15 protein-coding genes and 1 pseudogene are annotated in these 21,197 nt (G+C 41.0%); 6 read left to right on the forward strand and 10 right to left on the reverse strand.

Annotated elements, in window-relative coordinates; genetic code table 11:
• Positions 1 to 203: 203 nt before the first annotated feature.
• Genes ACHUGF_RS10780 through ACHUGF_RS10790 form a run of 3 tightly spaced genes read right to left on the reverse strand, consistent with a single transcriptional unit; the run spans position 204 to position 7,678 of the window.
• Positions 204 to 3,281, reverse strand: a complete 3,078-nt coding sequence (locus ACHUGF_RS10780; RefSeq protein WP_394131081.1) for an efflux RND transporter permease subunit — start codon at positions 3,279 to 3,281, stop codon at positions 204 to 206.
• Positions 3,278 to 6,535, reverse strand: coding sequence for an efflux RND transporter permease subunit (locus tag ACHUGF_RS10785; RefSeq protein WP_394131082.1), 3,258 nt, complete (start codon positions 6,533 to 6,535; stop codon positions 3,278 to 3,280). Before ACHUGF_RS10785 ends, ACHUGF_RS10780 begins: the two co-directional genes overlap by 4 nt.
• A 12-nt stretch (positions 6,536 to 6,547) precedes the next feature.
• Entirely contained in the window at positions 6,548 to 7,678 is a 1,131-nt protein-coding gene (locus tag ACHUGF_RS10790; RefSeq protein ID WP_394131083.1) for an efflux RND transporter periplasmic adaptor subunit, read from the reverse strand.
• A gap of 1,320 nt (positions 7,679 to 8,998) precedes the next feature.
• On the opposite strand from ACHUGF_RS10790, the gene ACHUGF_RS10795 reads away from it, so the two are divergent.
• Entirely contained in the window at positions 8,999 to 11,512 is a 2,514-nt protein-coding gene (locus ACHUGF_RS10795; RefSeq protein ID WP_394131085.1) for a TonB-dependent receptor plug domain-containing protein, read from the forward strand.
• 84 nt (positions 11,513 to 11,596) lie between these two features.
• Here the strand turns inward: ACHUGF_RS10795 and gloA are convergent, their stop codons facing one another.
• The 3 genes and pseudogenes from gloA to ACHUGF_RS10810 form a co-directional block, all read right to left on the reverse strand.
• Complete coding sequence (gene gloA, locus ACHUGF_RS10800) at positions 11,597 to 12,007, reverse strand: lactoylglutathione lyase (protein WP_394131087.1); 411 nt, start codon at positions 12,005 to 12,007, stop codon at positions 11,597 to 11,599.
• Positions 12,008 to 12,341: 334 nt separating this feature from the next.
• Entirely contained in the window at positions 12,342 to 12,815 is a 474-nt protein-coding gene (locus ACHUGF_RS10805; RefSeq protein WP_394131088.1) for a Fur family transcriptional regulator, read from the reverse strand.
• A gap of 320 nt (positions 12,816 to 13,135) precedes the next feature.
• Positions 13,136 to 13,384, reverse strand: a pseudogene (locus ACHUGF_RS10810) (endonuclease III); the annotation flags it as partial.
• A gap of 414 nt (positions 13,385 to 13,798) precedes the next feature.
• On the opposite strand from ACHUGF_RS10810, the gene ACHUGF_RS10815 reads away from it, so the two are divergent.
• From ACHUGF_RS10815 to ACHUGF_RS10835, 5 genes are all read left to right on the forward strand, one after another.
• Positions 13,799 to 14,461: a CDP-alcohol phosphatidyltransferase family protein gene (locus tag ACHUGF_RS10815; RefSeq protein WP_394131090.1), complete on the forward strand. Its 663-nt coding sequence runs from the start codon at positions 13,799 to 13,801 to the stop codon at positions 14,459 to 14,461.
• Between the two features lie 274 nt (positions 14,462 to 14,735).
• On the forward strand, positions 14,736 to 15,194 hold the full coding sequence (locus tag ACHUGF_RS10820; RefSeq protein WP_394131092.1) for an adenylyltransferase/cytidyltransferase family protein: 459 nt from the start codon (positions 14,736 to 14,738) through the stop codon (positions 15,192 to 15,194).
• A 276-nt stretch (positions 15,195 to 15,470) separates the two neighbouring features.
• Positions 15,471 to 16,652: an NAD/NADP octopine/nopaline dehydrogenase family protein gene (locus ACHUGF_RS10825; protein WP_394131094.1), complete on the forward strand. Its 1,182-nt coding sequence runs from the start codon at positions 15,471 to 15,473 to the stop codon at positions 16,650 to 16,652.
• A gap of 25 nt (positions 16,653 to 16,677) precedes the next feature.
• Positions 16,678 to 17,316: a 2OG-Fe(II) oxygenase gene (locus tag ACHUGF_RS10830; RefSeq protein ID WP_394131095.1), complete on the forward strand. Its 639-nt coding sequence runs from the start codon at positions 16,678 to 16,680 to the stop codon at positions 17,314 to 17,316.
• A 46-nt stretch (positions 17,317 to 17,362) separates the two neighbouring features.
• Positions 17,363 to 17,836, forward strand: coding sequence for a hypothetical protein (locus ACHUGF_RS10835; RefSeq protein ID WP_394131096.1), 474 nt, complete (start codon positions 17,363 to 17,365; stop codon positions 17,834 to 17,836).
• A gap of 313 nt (positions 17,837 to 18,149) precedes the next feature.
• On the opposite strand, the gene nth is transcribed toward ACHUGF_RS10835, so the two are convergent.
• From nth to rsxD, 4 genes are read right to left on the reverse strand one after another with little or no spacing between them, the layout of a single operon-like run.
• Positions 18,150 to 18,782, reverse strand: a complete 633-nt coding sequence (gene nth, locus ACHUGF_RS10840) for an endonuclease III (RefSeq protein ID WP_394131097.1) — start codon at positions 18,780 to 18,782, stop codon at positions 18,150 to 18,152.
• Positions 18,783 to 18,815: 33 nt separating this feature from the next.
• Entirely contained in the window at positions 18,816 to 19,511 is a 696-nt protein-coding gene (locus ACHUGF_RS10845) for an electron transport complex subunit E (RefSeq protein ID WP_394131099.1), read from the reverse strand.
• Positions 19,504 to 20,127: an electron transport complex subunit RsxG gene (gene rsxG / locus ACHUGF_RS10850; protein WP_394131129.1), complete on the reverse strand. Its 624-nt coding sequence runs from the start codon at positions 20,125 to 20,127 to the stop codon at positions 19,504 to 19,506. The genes ACHUGF_RS10845 and rsxG overlap by 8 nt, the downstream gene beginning before the upstream one ends.
• 11 nt (positions 20,128 to 20,138) lie before the next feature.
• Positions 20,139 to 21,197 (reverse strand): electron transport complex subunit RsxD, encoded by a 1,059-nt coding sequence (rsxD, locus tag ACHUGF_RS10855; protein WP_394131101.1) that lies wholly within the window; start codon positions 21,195 to 21,197, stop codon positions 20,139 to 20,141.

A 21,197-nucleotide genomic window follows, 5' to 3' on the forward strand; every position in this document is an offset into this window, starting at 1 on the left:
GTAATCAAGGTTCAACTTGTTATGTGTATTGATATATAAGCTCAAGGTTGTGAGCTTGCCTAATTACGGCTGCTGTTAACCTTAACGTAACAGATTAGTTGTTACGCGACCAATTGCAAATGCGATCACTGTTGCCAGTGATCGCATTTGAATGTATTGCTATAGGTACTGTTTCTATCGATACTTTTACGACACAGAACTGATTAGTTAACCCAAGGCAATAACCTTTTTGCCACGCTATCAGCGACACCAAGCTTAATCGCACTTTTGTGGCGCATGACATACAAACCTTGATAGCACAGCGGCACTAAATACAAGCTGGTTACTGTTGAAAAGGTTAAGCCACCAATAATCGCTATCGCCATTGGGCTATATGGCGGTCCACCACCACCGATTTGAGTGTCACCCATTGCCAGCGGCACAAGCCCTAATACTGTTGTCGCTACCGTCATCAATACTGGACGTAAACGGGTTTGGCATACCTGATTAATCGTGTCGCTTATGTCGGCTAAATCCGGTGTCATCTGATTAATTTGATCAACCAGTACAATACCATTGTTAACCACGATACCCATGAGGATTAAAATACCTATCATTGCCATAACAGACATCGGTGTCATGGTGATCCACAGTGCCCAGAATACTCCAGTAATTGAAAACAATATTGACGTAATAATGGCTGTAGGCAGCACCAAAGATTCAAATAGCGCCGCCATAACAATGTAAATCATGGCTAAGGCCAGCAGCATGTTCACCGCCATAATCGCTTGGTCTTCGTCTTGGCGTTGGAAACCACCGCGCAGTGAGTAATCATAGCCGTAAGGGAAGTTCACCGTATCCATTACTTTAGTGATCTGCTTTTGCGCTTCTTCAGTGGTCATATCATCAAGATTGGCACCTATAGATAGAGCCGTCTGGCGATTATAGTGTCTAATATTATTAAACCTTGGCACTATGTTGATGCTGGCTAAGCTATCTAAGGTGTATACACGGTCATTTTGTTTGATGATGGGCAATTGCTTGAGTTTCTCAAGCGAGCGTTGCCATGATTTATCAAAACTTAGTTCAATACGTAATTCACCGCTTGGGTCATGCCTAAATGAACGTAAAGGTGTACCACGCAGTGCCACAGAGATGCTTGATGCTATCTCTGTCAATGACACATCCAAACGGGCGGCCATGTCTCTATCAATCACGACTATCACTTCTTGTTGAGCACTGTTCACTTCTGAACGCACGTCAACTAAGCCATCAATGCTGCTCAGTAATGGTAATACTTGTTCGCTGATCTTGATTAGCTCAGAGGTAGAGCGGCCTGTTAAGGTTACGCGCACGCCATTATTGTCGCCGCCCCATCCAAACTGGGGTTTAGCGATAGAGTATTTAGGGAAACCCTCACGGATACGTTTTTTTAAATCCTTCATGTCAAACTCAATATCTTTTTGGAGCAAGATAGTGGTTTGCACATCATAGGGAGAATAAAAGCTATATACAGAGTCGATGTAAAAGGCTTCTTTATTGGCGTAGAGGTAATCTTCCATCAGATTAATGATAGATTCAGTTACCTTCATGTTGTGACGACCTTCAAGCTGATAATTGATAAACAATCTATCGCCGTTTTCACCGTCACTTTGATCTTGCTGCACCATAGACAGTGGTAAAGCCGTTGAGGCTAGAATAGCGACGGCGGCCACACCAGAGCGGATAGGTCGAGCTAATATCCAAGCAAGCGAGCGTTGATAAAAGCGTGCCAGTTTGCCATCTTTTTCTGCTGGCTTGATATCAAACTCGAACACATTCAACATCAACGGAATAAGGGTTTTCGCCACTAATAAAGAGGCCGCCAATGAAATACAAATGGCAATAGCCACATGTTCTAAAAAGATAGTTAACTCAACTTTGACACCAAAAATGTTAGGTAAAAACACAATCGCAGTGGTTAATGTACCCGCTAATACTGCCAGAGATACTTTATCAACACCTAAAAGCAGTGCGTTTCTAGCTGCTTTACTGGGTGTCTCATTAGTCGGAGTTGGTGAGTTTGCTTGGCGCTGCTTTTCTTGCAGGACACTTTCAGTCACCACAACAGCATTATCAATTAACATACCCACAGCAAGTAGTAAGCCCATCATAGATAGAATATTTAGCGAGTAACCAAGAAAGTACATTCCGGCCAACGTCATCGACAGTGAAATCGGTACCGAAGATACAACTACTAAGGTCATTTTTAGGTTACGCAGGAATAGATACAGCACCCCAAATGACAGCAGCGCACCTAATAAACCTGATAACAGCAAATCTTTAAGCGATGATTTAACCCCGTAAGCTTGATCTTCCATGACATAAAGCTTGATGCCATTGAACTGTTTATCTTGCTTAACTTGTTCAATGACTTTTGAGACGCGGTTAGACACGTTAACTAAATTTGCCCCGGACTCTTTAAATACATCTAATCCAACCGCATAATTTTGATCTAAATGACGGCCTTCTTGCTTCTCTGGTAGTGCAAATTGCACATTAGCCACATCTTCAAGGCGCACGCCAGGCTTTAATATGAGCAGTTTAATGTCATCAAGGCTGGTAAATTCACCTTTGGGTGATACTTGAAAAACACTGTTATTAACGCGCATATTGCCTGCGCTTAAGACAAAGTTTTCACCCATTAACCTTTGTTGCAACTGGCTGCTATTAATACCTGATGCTGCCAATCTGTCTGCATCAATTCGGATTTCAATTTGCTTTTGTTCCACACCATACAAGGTCACTTTAGATACGCCGTCAACACGTTCTAGTGGTTTCCTTAATTGCTTTTCTAACAAATCATATGCGTTAGATAATTCGCGCTCGCTTGAGATACGGATCGTGAGAATGGGCATATCTGATGTGGAGAATTGTTGAATAAGCACACGCTCAACATCTCTTGGCAATAGGTGACGTACGGAATCAATTTTTTCACGCGCCTCTAAGCTCTTGGTAGCGACTTCTTCACCCCACTTCATATTCAAGCGAATAAATGCACCGTCTTGTGTCGAATCACTGCGCATTTCTTCAATGCCACTCATGGTCGCTAAGGCTTCTTCGAGTACCGTGGTAATTTCCCGTTCAACTTCAGCAGGAGAAGAGCCCTTATATGGCACCTGTACCATTATTTGCGGAATATCGATACCCGGGAACATTTCCAGTGGTAATAAACGACTGGCTGCCATGCCAAATAACACAATGGCTAAAAAGAACATGCTGGTGGTAACAGGGCGTTTTAATGCCAGTTTGGTGATACTCATGCGTTGCCCTCCACAAGCTGTGGCGTGTCATTTTGTTGCTGAACTTCATAAGACTTACGATCAAATAAGCCGTAAAGTGCAGGAATAACCAACAAGGTCAACATGGTGGAAAAGGCCAAACCAAATATCACGGTAATTGCCATTGGCGCACGTACTTCACTGCCATCACCCACACCAATAGCCATTGGCAGTAAGCCTAATGTTGTGGTCATGGTGGTCATTAATATTGGACGTAAACGCGACTGAGCAGCTTGCGAAATCGCCTCGAGCTTTTGTATGCCTTGGCGGCGCAATTGATTAATACGGTCAACGAGTACAATTGCATTATTGACCACAATCCCTGCCAACATAATTAACCCGATAAATACCACCACACTGATATGTGTGCCGGTGATAAATAAGCCGACAATACTGCCGCCAACCGCCATAGGCACAGCAATTAAGATAAGTAGCGGGTGTAGCAACGACTCGAATTGACTCGCCATAACCAGGTAAACCAGAAACACAGCTAACACTAAGGCAATTTTTAATGAGTTAAATGAATCGTTCATTTCTTCATTTTGCCCACCAAAGTTAACTTGCACTGAGCTAGGTAATTGCATTTTGTCCAAGATTGACTGCGCTTCCAGTACGGCTTGAGACAAATCACCATAAGCAATATTTGATGACACAATGGCAACGCGTTGTTGACTGATCCGGTTTATCGCAGAAGGGCCCGTTTGCAGAGACACAGTAGCGACCGCATCTAATGGAATAGCTTGAGCACTATTAGGGTTAATGATCATCGATGCGATATCACTGATTTGGTTACGCTCTTCGAGTTCACTGCGCACCAAAATATCCACTTTACGGTCTCTAACCGTATATTGACTGGCAACCGTTCCACCTACACGTTGTGCAACTCGATTCGCCACCGTTGGCGCATCCATCCCTAGTGCAGCAAGACGTTGGTGATCAAACTTGATGCTGATTTCCGGCTGGCCATCTCGTAAGCTGGTATTGATGTCAATATAACGATTCGAAGTTGCCAGCGCTTTGACCAGCGCATCAGCGGTCATTTTAAGTTGGCCTAAATCATAACCTGCCAATTCAATTTCAAGCGGTGTTTTAAAGCTAAATAGCTCTGGGTGATCTATTTTAGCTTCTAGTTCAGGCATCCTTAATGCCGTTTTACGAAGCTGTGCTTTTACTACGGCATAAGCGTTGGCATCATTGAGCACCACTTGCAAACGCCCCCAGTTTTCACCGCCTCTTGCGGTATCAGAGGTCATTAAGCCGCCACTGCCTGCTTGACTGTATGCATGTTTTACCTGTGGCATATCTTTAATTGACCAAGCTAATTGTTGCAATGCATTGTCAGTCTGGGTCACTGCCGTGCCGGGAGGTAATAACACTTCTACATAAAACTCACCTTGATTCATCGGCGGGATAAGCTCCATACCGAGTCGAGGTAATAGGCTTGAAGCACCTGCTGTCATTAGCAGTGCAAAAATAACAGTCAGTAACTGGTGTGAAAGCGCTTGTTTTAATAACTTGTGGTATAGCTTTTCTATCAGGCCATATAGCCAATTAAACCCAGCAACAATTGGCTTGAAAACCATACCAAGTGCCCAACTGATTAAGCGGGATAACACTAAACTGGCCGTGAGTAATCCAGACGGTAGGTAGCTAAATAGCAGCTTAAATGGAAAACCAATGACTTTGATAAAATAGAATTTAAATTTCTGCCATTTACCTTCCAGCACAACAGTATCTGCTTGCTGAACAGGCAGTGGCAGTGTGTTAAAGCCTTTGCGCGATGCCAGCATTGGAATGGCTGTTAATGCAACAAACAGTGAAGCAAGTAGGGCAAAGGTCACCGTCATGGCTTGGTCTGAGAATAATGCTCCTGCAATACCATCAACAAACACCAATGGAATAAATACTGCTAAGGTTGTCAACGTTGAAGCAATAATTGCCCCTGATACTTCACTACAGCCTTTTACCGCAGCATCTAACTTACTCATCCCTTGCGTTTTGTAACGGTCAATATTTTCCAGCACCACAATGGCATTATCAACCAGCAAGCCAATGGCTAAGGCAATACCGCCTAACGACATGATATTGAGACTAATGTCTGCAAAGTACATCATGTTAAAGGTGGCAATAACTGAGAAGGGGATTGAAATAGAGATGATTAGTGTTGCAATAATATCTTTTAAAAATAGATAGATGACAAACATCGCCAGTAAGCTACCTAGCATTGCAGCGGCGGTCACTTCGTTTACAGCACTTTCAATAAATTCTGATTGGTCATAAATCACGTTAAGCTGATTGTCACTATCAAGCTGGTTGATTGCATTGAGTTCGTTATGTAGCTTTTTAGCAACCGCAACTGTGTTTGCATCACCTTCTTTATAAATGGCGAGTTCAATGGATTCATGCTCACCAATGCGGGTGATATCACTGCGTTCTTTATAAGCATCTTCAATGGTGGCCACTTCTGATAAGCGCACCAGCCTTTGACCATCACGAAATACAATGACTTGTCCAAGTTCGTCTAACGAGTGAAATTGATTCAATGTTCTCACCAGATACTCTTTATCTGATTGAATCACTTTACCGGCTGATAAGTTGATATTTTCTTGATTGATGCGTTGTTTAATATCATCAGCATTTAAATTCAGCTGTGACAGTTTTTGCTGGTTAAGCAAGATATGGACTTCTTGCTCCAAACCACCTGACAATCGCACTGCAGCCACGCCTGAAAGGGCTTCTAAACGGCGTTTCAACTCTTCTTCAGCAAAGGTACGTTGCTGTTTGAGCTGCTCAGGGCTTGCATTGGGCAATGAGAATGCCAAGCGCATAATCGGATCTAGATTAGGATTAAAGCGAAGCAATAACGGTTTGTTGATATCCAGTGGCAGCTCGATAGTGTCGAGTTTTTCACGCACCTCAAGACTAGCCATATCCATATTGATGCCCCATTCAAACTCAAGCACAACATCACTCATGCCAGAGCGCGAAATAGAGCTGATTTTACGTAACCCTTTTACAACGCCCACTGCTTCTTCAATAGGTTTAGAAATTAACTGTTCGACTTCGACAGGGGCAGCGCCATCATAAGCTGTGCGTATGGTGACGCTTGGATAACTTAAATCAGGCAATAGTTTTACCGCTAATCGCGTGAAGCCAACTAACCCAAATAACATGATGGCTAGCATGAACATCCACACGGTAACTGGACGCTTTACCGAGGTTTTGATGATTGACATAACTCGCTCCCGTTATTTAGCTGCAATTTGAGTGTCAGTGGCTTCAGCATTGGCTTGAGCTGTTTGACTTTGCTGCTCGTTCAGTTTGACGATTTCTGTTAACGGGGTGACGATTTCAACCAGTGACTGATCTTTCAAATTCTGTTGGCCGCGAATAACAATGTGCTCGTTCAGTTCAACACCTGAGGTAATTTCAACGGTATTGTTTTCACGGTAACCTAAAGTTACTTCGCGTCTTTCAGCAATGGTATCTTTAATGACATAGACCGCCTGCACGTTGTCTTGATTGATTAGTGCGTTATACGGCACGGTTAACACATCCTGATGTGTGTCATATTCCAGCTCCACACGAGTAAACATACCGGCTTTTAACTTAGCGTCTTGATTAGGGATAGACAATGTCACTTTAAAAGTGCCACTTTGCGCATCAACAATCGGGCTGATACGTAACACTTTTGCTGGTGTTGCCATATCGGAGTGCTTATTGGCATAAATACTGGCTTGTTGACCCAGTTGTAAACTCGATAATTGTTGCTCTGGTAGATGCACAATGCCATGCAGCTCATCTTGATTGACAATATAGAACAACTCTTGGAACTCTTTTGCCATGTTGCCTACTTTGACATGGCGCATTGCAATCACACCATCAATAGGGGAGGTAATATAGCTTTCTTTGACCTTCAATTTAGCAAGGTCGCGTTGGGCAATGGCTGCTTGTAGATTGAACTCGAGTTTTGCCATCGTATCCTGGCTGATGAACTCTTTGTTCTTCATTTGCTTTAATCGATTTAACTCTTGTTCAATGATTTTAACTTCAGCTTGAGAGCGGTTGTAATCGTATTCTTGACGCTTTGCATCAACCACAGCTAGCACTTGACCTTTAGTAACACGATCGCCTTCTTCGACATTGATGGATTCAATGAGTCCTGCCAATCTGCTCATCACGTGTGCTTCGAGAGGGGCTTCCAACGTTGCAGTTGTACTGTAAAAAGAAGAGACATCAGCATGCACTACTGTTGTCGTCTCTACTGGAATTGCATACTGTTCTTCTTCATTAGTTTCAGCAGGTGCTTGCTCGCAGCCACTCAGTGCCATTAGACCAACCAAAGGAAGAACTAGAGATAATTGTTTGAACCTTTCCATAGGAATACCCGCCCCAAAACATAGTCAATTTTATTAATAATGAGCAAGATTAGGAGATCTTGCTGTAATGCTTTGGGTATAGCACTTATCATGCCAGATTGTTAACTTATTTAATATCAATACGTTATGTGTATTAGTTTGATTTTGTACGAGATACTAATAATTAATAAACACACAATGTGGTGAAAATGTTAATCAATTGGCGAGAATGATTATGCGTATGTGATGTTAAATCAGCAATGGTGTAAAAGTTGTTCGTTAACTAAACTTGGTTGTATACAGGTATATAGTGGTGAGTGTGCCTTGCTATCAATTGGTGGTGGGTAACTACAGCTTGAACAATGCCATTCATTACATGGTAGGCGAAAGGCACCCTGACAAGTTTACTGAGGTATATGATGAATCGCTAACAGCACATTTCTTTACTACAGCAGTGTTTGTTTCACTTGCATAGTTTAACTTTCAAAAATTAGGCTTAACTTCCTTTAGTCGTCAACATGCTGTGCTAAGTCAGTACGCATTAACAAATTAGTATTCTCTCAGCGCGTGTTGATGTAACACGTAGCATCGCTACATATTGTCACAAGCAAAATTCACAACTGCTGCATATTCATTCACTTTTGATGTTAATGAAATTTTAACATTTCTATTAGGTCATAGATTAAGTGTGATGCAAGTTTAATTGTTTAATTTGTGTGCATAAGTTACAGCTTTGATAGCTATTTGGTTAATTTGTGAATGGCTTATTGTGTGGGCTAATAAGATACCGCTTATTCGTACCAATTTCTCATTGCTTTACACCGCGAGCTAACAAGGCTGTCTCAAGTAGTTATGAATATTAAACGTGCATAAAATAATCAATCTAACAATGTTTTGCCGTAAGTTACTAAAAATAAATAGTAAAAACTCTATCTTGTTTATTTAGTTCTGCGGTCGCCTGTAATGCCGTTAATTTATGTTATCTATAATAAGTTCAGAAATATAATGTGATCTGTGTCACGTTTTTCTTAATTCTGCTGTTTTCATTGTGTTAACTTGCCCTTGGTTTATTTAACTGCTTTTTTGGGTGAATGCGGGCTTTTCAACTAGCGATGCGTTGTGGTTCTGGTTTTCTATAAGAGGCTTGTCAAAACTGTTAACTTCAGCTTGCATAAATATTTAACAAAAGTGCGTGGGGTTGTTAATGGTTTGGGGTTTGACGAAACAACTCTGGTTCTACAGTATCGGCTGCAACGTCGAGTCAAATAATTATTTAGATGACGTCAATAGCGGCAGTAAAACGCTGAAAAAAAATAGTAAAGCTAGGGAGCTGAGTCTGTTATGAACCAAAAGTCTATATTAGCAACGAGCATCAAGAGCGCATTAGTCGCCTCGATCGCTGCTACATCAACAATTTCAATCAACGCAATTGCAGCCGAAGAGTCTGCTAACGTAGAACGTATTCAAGTCACGGGCTCACGTATTCAACGTCAAGATATGGAAACAGCATCACCTGTTACTGTAATTGACGCATCTTCAATCCGTGCTGAAGGTTATAACTCGGTTGATGAAATTTTACAGGCACAACCAGCAATGGCTGGTATGGCTATGGGCTCAACTACCAACAATGGTGCACGGGGTGTTGCACAAGTTGATTTACGTGGTATGGGTGCAAACAGAACATTAGTGTTATTGAATGGCCGTCGTATGGTTAATTCAGGTTCAGGTGCAGACAGTGCAGTTGACTTAAACACAATCCCTGTTGCCATGATTGCTCGTGTTGAAATCCTAAAAGATGGTGCTTCTGCCGTATATGGTTCTGATGCCATTGCAGGTGTTGTTAACATCATCACCAAAAAAGATTTTGAAGGCTTCCAGTTAGATGTAACCGGTGGCGCTACGTCAGAAAGTGACGGTGAGAACATTGAGCTAAGTGGTCTATATGGCTTCAACACTGACAGAGGTAACTATACATTTGGTATGGCTTACTCTGAGCGTAAAGGTGTGATGCAAGGCGACCGTAGCTGGGTTGAGCAAGGTGCAAGTTCTTTCATTCCTGAAGGCACATTAGGTGGTAAGCAGTTTGATCCTGAAACAGGTGAGTGGGGCGACCGTGAATATGGTTACGACTACACGCAAGATAGCTGGTTAGAAACACCAAACAAGCGCTATAGCTTCTTTGCTAACGCTGTACATGAGTTTTCAAATGATGTCACATTTACTGGTGACTTCTTATACACCAAGCGTAAGTCTGAGCAAATGATGGCTGCACAGCCAGCAAACCTAGACTTAAAAGTGTGTGAAAACAACATCAAACAAGATGATTGTATTACCCTAGATGATGCGATGATTGCGGGTGGAGTTCAGGCTGATGAAGACGGCATGATTAACTACCGTAAGCGTATGGGTGACGTGGGGAACCGTGTTTATGAGCAAGATACTGATACGTTCCGTATCTCTGCTGGTTTAGCGGGTTACATTGATGTAAGCAACGGTCTAGATTGGGATGTCGCTTATACTTACGGTAAGAACAAAGCGAAAACTTGGGTTCACAACTCAATTCACCAAGGCAACATGGAAAAGTCAATCTATGCTAACCAAGATGCTTGGTTTGGTGGTGACCCAATGACTCAAGAGATGATTGATGCCGTTAGCTATACCGAAGCAACAACGGGTGGTAACGAGCAGCATATCATTTCTGGTGTGATCAGTGGTGAAGCTTTCGATTTAGAAGCGGGTGCAGTTGCGTTTGCAATCGGTGCTGAATACCGTCATGAAAGTGGCTACTTTAATCCAGACCCAGTGATTGTTGCTGGTGAAGGTACAGCCGCTCAGCAAGACCCAACAGATGGTAGCTTTGATGTATTCTCTGTATACCAAGAAGTGAGTGTACCATTCACTGAAAAGCTAACAGGTGAATTTGCATTACGTTTCGATGATTACTCTACATTTGGTAATGCAGCGACTTGGAAAGTGGGTTTAACCTATGAAGCCACAAGTGACTTAATGCTTCGTACCGTAGCGGCTACAGGTTTCCGTGCACCTTCAGTTAGTGAGCTATACGGCGGTAACTCTGGTTCATATGATTACCTAGATGACCCATGGGAAAATGAACTTGACCCACAAATCTTGGTTAACTATACCTCTGATGAAAACCTAGATGCTGAAAAGTCAGAGTCTTTCACTGCTGGTTTAGTTTACTCACCTAGTTATATTGACGGATTATCTCTGACTTTAGACTGGTGGAGATTTAAGATTGAAGACGCAATTTCGCGTTTAGATGTTCAAGCTGGTCTAAATGCTTGTCATGCTGGTGATACGAGTGCGTGTGAAACCTTCAACATCACGCCAGATGGTGACTTGTCTAACTTAAGCAACCCATTAACTAACGTGGGTTACCAAGACACAAGCGGTATCGACTTTAACTTAGCTTATACGTTTGAAGCGTTAGGTTTAGATTGGAAATTGAACAACGATCTAACACACCTACTTAACTTTGAGCAAGATGGTATTGATTACACAGGTACTATCGGTGGCATGTATGGTGGATATGCTGAATACAAAAATAACTTCAACATCTCTGCTAGCCAAGGTGACTGGAGTGTAATGTACTCAAACCGTTATATCGGTGAAATGAATGACGTAAACACTGGTGAGAAAGTGTCATCAGTGCTATATCACAACATTTCAGGTCTGTACCACTTTACTGACAACTTATCAGCTAACTTCGGTGTGAAGAACTTAACTGATGAAGAGCCAGTAATGGTTACAAGCGGCAATGAAGCCGGTACTGTACCAGAGGTTTATGACACCATCGGTCGTCAATTCTATGCAGGTGTTTCAATGAAGTTCTAATCGAACTGAAACCCATAAAAAAGCCAGCGTAAGCTGGCTTTTTTGTTGGCTAAAACATACTTCTAAAAGCGACTGATACACGGTTTAACCTAGGGCTGCAGTAGCTGATTTTTTCTGAATAAGTTCAATTTTATAACCGTCTGGATCTTCTACAAAAGCGATTTCTGTTGTGCCACCTGCAACAGGCCCTGGAGCTCGAGTCACTTTACCGCCAGCTTTAGTAATTGCTTCGCAGCGGGCATATATATCTTCTTCACCGATAGCAATATGACCAAAGGCATTACCTAAGTCATACTCTTCAACGCCCCAATTATAAGTTAATTCAATTACTGCTTGGCCTGAGGTTTCTTCACCAAAGCCAACAAAGGCAAGGGTATATTTGTACTCAGCGTTCTCAGACTGACGTAATAACTTCATGCCCATTATTTGGGTGTAAAACTCAATGCTTTTTTCTAGGTTACCAACGCGTAACATGGTGTGGAGTAGTTGCGACATAGTTGATTTCTGCTTGTGAATAGAGATGACAGAATATCAATGTTAATCAGTAGATAAAAGCTAAAAAATTAACATGTATGACTTCACAATTATCAGTATTAGCAGTGGGAATATTCGCTAATCACGTTATTATTTACACATAATAACTCGGAGGCAAAAGATGAGCACAGAACTTAGAATGGCCCTAGGAACAACGGTTGTAATTGCAATTTGCTTTAGTGCATTTTTCGTAGCAATGTTCTAATTATTCGCAATAGCGAACAAAAAAAGCCGCATTAAGCTGATGACTTAAAATGCGGCTTTTTTGTGTCTACCTTTTTAAAACAAAGGCTATTTATTTCTTTGCCACATTCTGAGCACAATCCTTACATAAGCACTGCAGTTCAATTTGAGAATTGATTAACTGGAAGTCTGCTTGCTCTATGCTGTCTTTTAAGGCGGTAATAACATTTGACTGAATCCCGCGCTCTGCTACTTTCCCGCAGCACTTACAGATGAGAAATTGCGGTGTTTCATGCGCGTGATCACATGTGATGTGAGAGCAAACTAAATACTTATTTTCTGAAGAAAGTTTATGCACCAAGGGCAGAGAACATAGTGTGTCGAGCATGCGGTATACAGACATCGGCGCTAATGCTACTTGATGTGTTGCGCGATAGATATCGACAATTTCATAAGCTGACAGTGGTTTGTTGGCATCAATTAATACTGTTAGCACATTCTTTCTTTTGTCAGTTAGCTTCACCCCGTTATTTGCACATATTTGTGCCGCTTTAGATAAAATGGCGGCTTGAAGGTTATTGGGCATGTTTGAGCTCTGGATCAGTTGAATGAGCGCTATTATTTAGTCTCAAGTGCAAATTGTAAATATGTAAATTTCAATAGTGGTTTTTGATTCACACAAGTCGACAAGAAAGGGAACAAGCTACATACCGCAAAAGTCAGCTTTGCGCGGAGAGTGATGTTTTAACCTAAGCTGTTTTTAACCGTGCATCATAAGCATTAATTATTACAACTTACCTAGCGTTGATGCCTTTTGCGATGAAGCTGAATATTATTGCAGGGCAACAAAACCAAGCATTTGAGTACAGTGCAATAGGGGGTGACATCAACTATACTGTTTGAAGCTTATTCCGTTTTCTCTTTAAACTCACATAAGTCTTCAATAATACATGAGCCACAACGTGGTTTGCGGGCAACACAGGTGTACCTGCCGTGCAAAATAAACCAGTGGTGTACATCGACTTTAAATTCAGCAGGGGTGACTTTTAGCATTTTTTCTTCGACTTGGTCGACATTCTTACCCATAGCAAATTTTGTGCGGTTTGCCATACGATAGATATGCGTATCTACTGCGATAGTTGGCCAGCCAAAAGATAATTATGGTAGATGTAAATGAACTTCTGAATTGTGCTGTGGAAGTTACTGCTCATCTATAAAAATTCAGTAATATTTCATGGTGTAAAATTTTTATTATGAGAATACCTATATAAGGAATAATTATCACCAACAAGTATTCTTTAAGTGCTGTGGTACATATACCGTTACGAGACTATTTATCGGTATATTGAAGTAAATGAGATTGACTAGCGCTATTGTGTTATATTAGCCCCAAGATATTATCTATTAGCAACAAACGCTCATCCGAGTAAGTTACTTGATGTTATAAATACTACCTGTTAGAAAATTTACAGCATTAAACGAGCTAATACTGATAACAATACCCACAAATTGTTCTCTCTTTAGATTAAATTCCCGTAATTATACAATCAATTTCAATGAGAGTAGTTCATGCCACCAGCAAAAACACAGAGCAATAGTTTAGCACCTCCCTCGATTCTCTCGATGGCTTATGATTTACCTAATATCTGTTCTTTGTTTGGTCTGCTTTGTGCATTAATCGCCCTATACTTTGCCCTAACTGGTAATTATCCTGCCGCGATGATCGGCTTAATTTGGGCGGTATTTTTTGATTGGAATGATGGAAAAATAGCGCGAAAAATGAAAGGACGAACGCCCGAGCAAGCTCAAGTGGGCGGGCAAGTTGATTCACTTATCGATATTGTCAGTTTTGGCGTTTGTCCTGCGGTTATTTTGTTGAGCTACGGTAGTTATAGTCCATGGTTATTCCCTGGTGCTTTCTTAATAGTCGCTGCAGGCGTTTTACGATTAAGTTATTTTAATGTGTTTGGTTTAGATGGTAAAACGACTTATCAAGGCCTTGCCTATGACAACAACGCGATAATTCTTGTTTTTGTTTTTTTATTAGAAAGCTTTGTTACTACCTCAGCTTTCACCATTGTTCTTTATATCACCCTTATAGCTTTATCAGCTTTAAACGTAGCTCCCATAAGAACGCCTAAGCTCAATGGGGGCATTTGGTACTACGTACTTGCTATATACACGCTAGCGATAACATTAATCTATTGTTGGCTGTTATTTTCCAATTCATGACGTAAATAACGTCTTTTGTTACTACATATCAAAGCTCTAGTAATAATGGAGAGTGGTTGAATTAAATACCACGTTCCATCGTAATTATCACAGAACAACGTGCTTTCCTTTGGCTGACTTAGTAGAAGTAAAGCCTAGCACTATGCTGCATTTTAAAAAATAACATTCACTTAAAAGAGAATGTGTTGCCGGCAAATGGACTTCTGACGAAAAGATTTAATAGAACAGGTGATGAAGATTTTTTCACTGCCTGTTCTGTGATAGGAGCAATAAAATGAAAAAAGTATATACCAGTGGGGTATTTGATTTATTTCACGTAGGGCATGTATCAGTTCTAAACAAAGCTAAAGAATTTGGTGATTATTTGATCGTTGGCGTACATTCAGATGAAGACGTTGAGTCTTATAAACGAACACCTGTTATTCCTTGCGAACAACGGTGCGAAATTATTAGAAATATGAAATGCGTTGATGAGGTTATTGTTGCACCACTGACCCCTAATATCGATGCGAGTTTTTACGAATTAAATGAAATTGATATTCATGTTGCTGGAGATAATATGCAGCACATGTATGAATTACCTAATGAGATGGGAATAATGCGCTATGTTTCAAGAAGTGCTTTGACAAATTCAACAGCAATTCTAAACAAACTTAATACAGTCAATAAAGTCAATAAAGTCAATACAGTCGATAAAATACGCGCTCCAAAGATGTTTAATTTTTGGTCATAGCTTTAAAACGTTGAGTCTATAAATGATTTTGTGTAACTACCTTTCAATCAATATCTATGAGGGTTAATGGAAGGTAGAGCATAAATTAAAAAGAACTAGAAGCATACACATAACACTCCTTAGAACTACATAAGTTCTAATTTGCTTTAGGCTTAATTTACATATTTTTAAATTTCCATATCTCAACATTTCAACATTTTAAATTTCCACCGTTCACACGCTCAAGGGAGAGGTTTCCCTCCCCTTGATTATATTTCTTAATTATTGAGATAAAAAATGAGAATCGCCATCATAGGAGCTGGTAATGCCGGCTCTGCTTGTGCGTTTATGGCTGCCGAAGCAGGACATAAAGTTAGATTATTGAAAACATCAAATCATATTACTCATGACGAGCATTTTGAAAAGATGGTTGAAAATAAGGGCATTTATTGCATCGACAATACCCAAACAGGTCATTTTACCGACAGTAGCGATAATGTCGAAAAAAATTTTCAACCATTAGAAGTGATCACCAGAGACCCTAAGGAAGCTATTGAAGGGGCAAATGTAGTGATGATTTTTATTCAAACCACATATCACCCAGCATTAGCTGAAAAAGTCGCAAAGTATTTTCAGGACGATCAATTAGTCATATTAATTCCGGGGTATGCAGGTAGCATTTATTATAGTAAGCATTGCGACAACAACCCAATATTTGCAGAAGGGGAATCAACACCTAACGATGCAAGAGTGGTTGAACCTGGCACAGTAAAAGTGTTATTTAAAAATGCCAGAAATTCATTGTCTTTTTTTCCTGCTGTAAAAACTGCGCGCGGCATGGCAATTGCGGCCAATTTATTTCCTGCCTACAACATCAATAAAAAAAGTGTTCGAAAACATATCTTCGAATCGGCACTACATAATCCCAATATTATAGTTCATACCGTTGGGTTATATGTCATGTATCCAATGCTTGAATATTGTGCAAAACATCACCCTGACGAAGTGCCGTATATGTATAGGGATGCGCTTTCAACTGACATGGCATGGCTCATGATAGAAAAGCTAGATGCAGAAAAAATGGCAGTGTTAAGTGCTCTTGATTGTGAGCCAACGCCTTACCTAGATGCCTGCCTATTTAGAAATGAAGAAGATTTAACACAAGACCCTAAAGAAGTTTTTGAAAGCTATAAAATATCATCACCGCCCGGTCCTTATAGCTTTGACAATAGGTACGTAACCGAAGATGTCCCGATGGGACTGGTATTACTTTCTTCGTTAGGTGAAAAATTCGGTATTAACACGCCGGAATGTGACCGTTTGATCGAGATGTGCGGTGGACTTTTAGCAAGAGATTTCTTTAAAGAAGGAAGAACACTCACGTCGTTAGGGTTAGGTGACTTAACAAAGAAAGAGCTATTACATTTTGTAGAAGAAGGCAGCACCATTGTAAAGTCGATTTCTGTTGAACCTACCTGATATGGGTCTTTCAAAGGGCGACTCGATGCTGTTTGATTCAATCACAAATGACATCATTGATAAGGGATATAGTATTAGCCACTATGCTTTACCTGACGAGTTAACCACCTTGTTATTACAACATATTACAACGTTACCAAAAGGAAACTATAAACGAGCGGGTATTGGCAGAGCTAAAGAACATGCAATTAGTGACGTTATTCGCACCGATGAAATCTCTTGGATAACAAATAACAGTATAGCTACTTGTGCGTGGATAAAATGGACAAGGTCACTGCAAAATTACCTGAACAGACGCTTATTCCTTGGTTTGTTTTCTTTTGAGAGCCATTTTTCACTTTACACTAAAGGTGATTTTTATAAGAAGCACAAAGACGCCTTTAAAGGCGAAGATAACCGTGTGCTATCTGTTGTGGTTTATCTTAATAAAAATTGGTCTGTTGCTGATGGCGGGGAGTTGGTGATTTATGAAAATGAATCACCAACCGCTTTTGTGGCTGATCATAGCATAGCTACTGTCATGCCCTTTTTGGGTACTATTGTTGTGTTTTTAAGTGAAGAATTTCCACATGAAGTATTACCGTCAGAATGTGATCGCTATTCTATTGCTGGCTGGTTTCGATTAAATAACAGCACTTTTAATAAGATTGACCCACCAAGTTAATGTTAAATCACGCTGACTTGATATTATTTTTTAGAGGAATAAGTCATTGTCTAAATTGAATGACAAGCTTCATGTGAACAGTGAATTAACTGATGTCAATAATGAACTTATTCCGTTAAAAGAAATGGCTGACAGAGAATGTACGGCTACTCATGGGCTAACAGGAACGATTTACAGACCACATTTAGATGCCTATATGCAAAGGTGTATTAAGAAGGCTGAAATATTAGCTTGTTTAAAAAGACAAAGTATTCTGCCTTTGTCGAAGGTCGAGCTTATTAGTACGACGTTGGACAATATACATAAAAGGGCAAAAAATCACGACATCGTTGAATATGAAGGTGAGCATTATCAACGGCTATTCTTACCTTTAAAACTAAGTAAGTCAGGTAAGGTTGTGCAAAAATGGGCTAGAATTTGGCTTTTGCAACAAGCAAATGGAAAAGTAGACTTTCAGTGGGAAAGTCAAGTGAAAGAGATTTGGCCAAGCTATTTTTTGATTAGAATAAGCGATTTATAATGAGGTAAAGCTAACTTTAGGATTATAGAATTGTCCATTATATTCTCTAGACAGGTGATCCAATAGCTATTCAATCTTTTATTGTGGTTAAAAAGAAGTTAGTTCCATCTCGGAAAGGGGGCGTTAGCGCCTTAGAGTATATATGCTAATGTCAGCTTTCTTTGAAGATAGCTGACATAATAGTGGGTGCAGTTAAGATAGCAATACCCTCAAAAATCAGCGATTAAAATCAATCCAAAATTGTCAGTTAATGGCTAATTTCTGCCTTTAAAAGCTTAACGGTCAATGTTTGCTTCTCGCTCTAAAAAGACGTTTACTCAGTCTTATCTTTAAACTCGCACAAGTCTTCAATAATACATGAGCCACAACGTGGTTTGCGGGCAACACAGGTGTACCTGCCGTGCAAAATAAACCAGTGGTGTACATCGACTTTAAATTCAGCAGGGGTGACTTTTAGCATTTTTTCTTCGACTTGGTCGACATTCTTACCCATAGCAAATTTTGTGCGGTTTGCCATACGATAGATATGCGTATCTACTGCTATTGTCGGCCATCCAAATGCGGTATTGAGCACGACATTAGCTGTTTTACGGCCGACACCAGGTAAGGCTTCTAGTGCTTCACGGTTTTCTGGAACTTCTCCTCCATGGAGTTTGACCAGCATTTCACAGGCTTTAATGACATTTATGGCTTTATTGTTATAAAGGCCAATTGTCTTGATGTATTCCTTTAAACCTTCAACACCCAAATCAAAAATGGCCTGTGGTGTATTGGCAATTGGAAATAGCTTGTCAGTGGCTTTATTGACACTGACATCGGTTGCCTGTGCTGATAACGTTACGGCAACCAGTAACTCGAACGGGCTCGAAAAATTAAGCTCCGTTTCTGGCTTTGGATTGTTATCTCTTAATCGAGTTAATATTTCGCGTCTTTTTTGGTTATTCATTTTTCACGCTCTGTCTTGCAGGTGTAAATGTAGTTAGCTGACCTTAGTGATCCTTGCTCGTGTGACCACTTGTGCTTCAGGTTTAGGTTGTTTTGCTTTTTGTCTGGCATCAATGACATTCTTAAGTGCAATTAATAACCCCATGGCGATGAAAGCCCCAGGTGGCAATATTGCCAGCAAGAATTGATTATCAACTTGCCATACTTGAATAGTCAACGAGCTAGCCCACTCACCTAATAACAAATCAGCACCATCAAATAGTGTGCCTTGGCCTAGTAATTCACGACTTGCGCCCAGTGCTACCAAAACGGCAGTGAAACCAACCCCCATCATGATGCCATCAAATGCCGAGTGAGCGAGGGTATTACGTGAAGCAAACGCTTCAGCACGCCCAATGATCACGCAGTTGGTCACGATCAGCGGCAGAAAAATACCGAGGGATAAATATAAGCCATACGCATAAGCATTGATCAGTAATTGTACGCAGGTAACCAGTGCAGCAATGATCATCACGAAAACAGGAATGCGAATTTCTTTAGGCACAAAGTCTCGAACGAGCGATACCAGCATGTTAGAGCCGACAAGGACGACAATAGTTGCCAGACCCAACCCTAACGCATTGGTAATGGTGGCGGTGACGGCTAACAGCGGACATAAGCCTAGTAGTTGCACAAGACCTGGGTTGTTGTGCCACAAGCCTTGCTTGGCTATTTCTGAATAACTACTCATGGTTGGCCTCACATGTTATCGGACTGCGATACAGTTGATTACGATTGTTTTCAACAAACAACAACGCATTGTTAATCGCTTTGATATAAGCCCTGGGGGTAATCGTTGCTCCAGTGAATTGGTCAATCTCTCCGCCATCTTTCTTAACAGCCCATTGAGGGCCAGTGCTATTAAATATCATACCGGTAAATTGCATTACCCAATCTGATTTTCTTAGCTCAATTTTGTCACCAAGCCCTGGTGTTTCCTGGTGGGTAAGGGTGCGCACACCAAGCAGCTTGTTATGATTATCCACGCCGATAATCAGTTTAATATCACCGTTATACCCATCAGGTGCAATCGCTTCAATTGCCAGAGCGACAGCTTGGCCATCTTTACTGGCGATATAAGCCGGCAATGGATTTTTACTACCAAGTAAGTGTTCATCATGTACCAAAATACAGGCTTCAGAGAGAACATTGTCGTGTAAATCCTCGGCGATGATTTCAGTTAATGTTTTGGCCAATTGCTTTTGCTGTTGCGCTTTTATGGTATCAATTGTCAAGGCGTTAACCAGTGCAACTAACCCTGTGCAGCACAGTGCAAATCCGCCAAGTATCAAACCATTTTTAAGCATACTTTTCTGGGTCATAGCGAGTTCCCCGAACGGTGTCCGTAGGAACGAGGACGAATATAATGATCAATAAAAGGTGCGCACATATTGGCAAGTAATACGGCAAAGGCCACCGCATCTGGGTAGCCACCGAAAGTACGAATGACATAAATCATTAGGCCAATCATGGCGCCAAAGACAAGTCTGCCCCGTGGGCTGGTGGCCGCGGTCACAGGATCTGTGGCAATGAAGAATGCCGCTAGCATTGTGCCGCCTGAAAACAAGTGCACGACTGGACTAGCATAGGTATCAGGACTAATCAGGAAGAAAAAGCCGGAACAAATCAATAAACTAATAATGATGGCGCCACTGATATGCCAACGGATAACCTTAAGCTTCAGCATGACGAGGCCGCCAGCTAAATAAAGCAAGTTAATGAAGAACCAGCCTTGGGTGAACCCTTCAGAAAATATACCTTTCTGTAAACTTTCTGTGGTGGTTAATCCCATTGATAGATCTGTTTTAATGCTATCAAGTGGTGTAGCCATCGCGATACCATCAACACCTAACTGAAAGTACTCAACGCCATACTGAGCCGACTGCCAAAAGATGACTTGCATACTGGTCATGATGTCTGCTGGGTTAATCGCTAAATTTTGCGGGGCAACCCAGCTTGTCATTTGAACGGGGAATGAGATAAGTAACATCACATACGCAGCCATAGCAGGGTTAAAGATGTTGTGCCCTAGGCCGCCATACATGTGTTTTACAATCACAATGGCAAATAAAGTACCTAATACGATTATCCACCAAGGTGCTAATGACGGAATAGCAATCGCTAACAAAAGCGCCGTAACTAAAGCACTGTTATCATTCAGTGCATACTTAACACTACGCTTGCGCAGTTTCATAATGCTCGCTTCAGCAATATACGCGACACTGACAGCCAGTATGATTTGAATTAAAGTCCCCATACCAAAAAAGTACAGCTGCGCGGCAATACCCGGTAACAGACATAAAACCACCCGCTTCATTATCGATGCGGTTTGCAAAGTGGTATTAATATGCGGGGATGATGCAATTTTAAAGGCCAT

The organism is Shewanella maritima, from assembly GCF_043643735.1.
Taxonomy (GTDB): Bacteria; Pseudomonadota; Gammaproteobacteria; order Enterobacterales; family Shewanellaceae; genus Shewanella; species Shewanella maritima_A.

What these genes read in the sequence shown, in the direction of transcription:
- ACHUGF_RS10790 (WP_394131083.1), bottom strand. Translation starts at nt 7,678, where the DNA reads ATGGAAAGGTTCAAACAATTATCTCTAGTTCTTCCTTTGGTTGGTCTA.
- nth (WP_394131097.1), bottom strand. Translation starts at nt 18,782, where the DNA reads ATGAATAACCAAAAAAGACGCGAAATATTAACTCGATTAAGAGATAAC.
- ACHUGF_RS10830 (WP_394131095.1), top strand. Translation starts at nt 16,678, where the DNA reads ATGCTGTTTGATTCAATCACAAATGACATCATTGATAAGGGATATAGT.
- ACHUGF_RS10785 (WP_394131082.1), bottom strand. Translation starts at nt 6,535, where the DNA reads ATGTCAATCATCAAAACCTCGGTAAAGCGTCCAGTTACCGTGTGGATG.
- rsxG (WP_394131129.1), bottom strand. Translation starts at nt 20,127, where the DNA reads ATGCTTAAAAATGGTTTGATACTTGGCGGATTTGCACTGTGCTGCACA.
- gloA (WP_394131087.1), bottom strand. Translation starts at nt 12,007, where the DNA reads ATGTCGCAACTACTCCACACCATGTTACGCGTTGGTAACCTAGAAAAA.
- ACHUGF_RS10820 (WP_394131092.1), top strand. Translation starts at nt 14,736, where the DNA reads ATGAAAAAAGTATATACCAGTGGGGTATTTGATTTATTTCACGTAGGG.
- ACHUGF_RS10795 (WP_394131085.1), top strand. Translation starts at nt 8,999, where the DNA reads ATGAACCAAAAGTCTATATTAGCAACGAGCATCAAGAGCGCATTAGTC.
- ACHUGF_RS10845 (WP_394131099.1), bottom strand. Translation starts at nt 19,511, where the DNA reads ATGAGTAGTTATTCAGAAATAGCCAAGCAAGGCTTGTGGCACAACAAC.
- ACHUGF_RS10805 (WP_394131088.1), bottom strand. Translation starts at nt 12,815, where the DNA reads ATGCCCAATAACCTTCAAGCCGCCATTTTATCTAAAGCGGCACAAATA.
- ACHUGF_RS10825 (WP_394131094.1), top strand. Translation starts at nt 15,471, where the DNA reads ATGAGAATCGCCATCATAGGAGCTGGTAATGCCGGCTCTGCTTGTGCG.
- ACHUGF_RS10780 (WP_394131081.1), bottom strand. Translation starts at nt 3,281, where the DNA reads ATGAGTATCACCAAACTGGCATTAAAACGCCCTGTTACCACCAGCATG.
- ACHUGF_RS10815 (WP_394131090.1), top strand. Translation starts at nt 13,799, where the DNA reads ATGCCACCAGCAAAAACACAGAGCAATAGTTTAGCACCTCCCTCGATT.
- rsxD (WP_394131101.1), bottom strand. Translation starts at nt 21,197, where the DNA reads ATGGCCTTTAAAATTGCATCATCCCCGCATATTAATACCACTTTGCAA.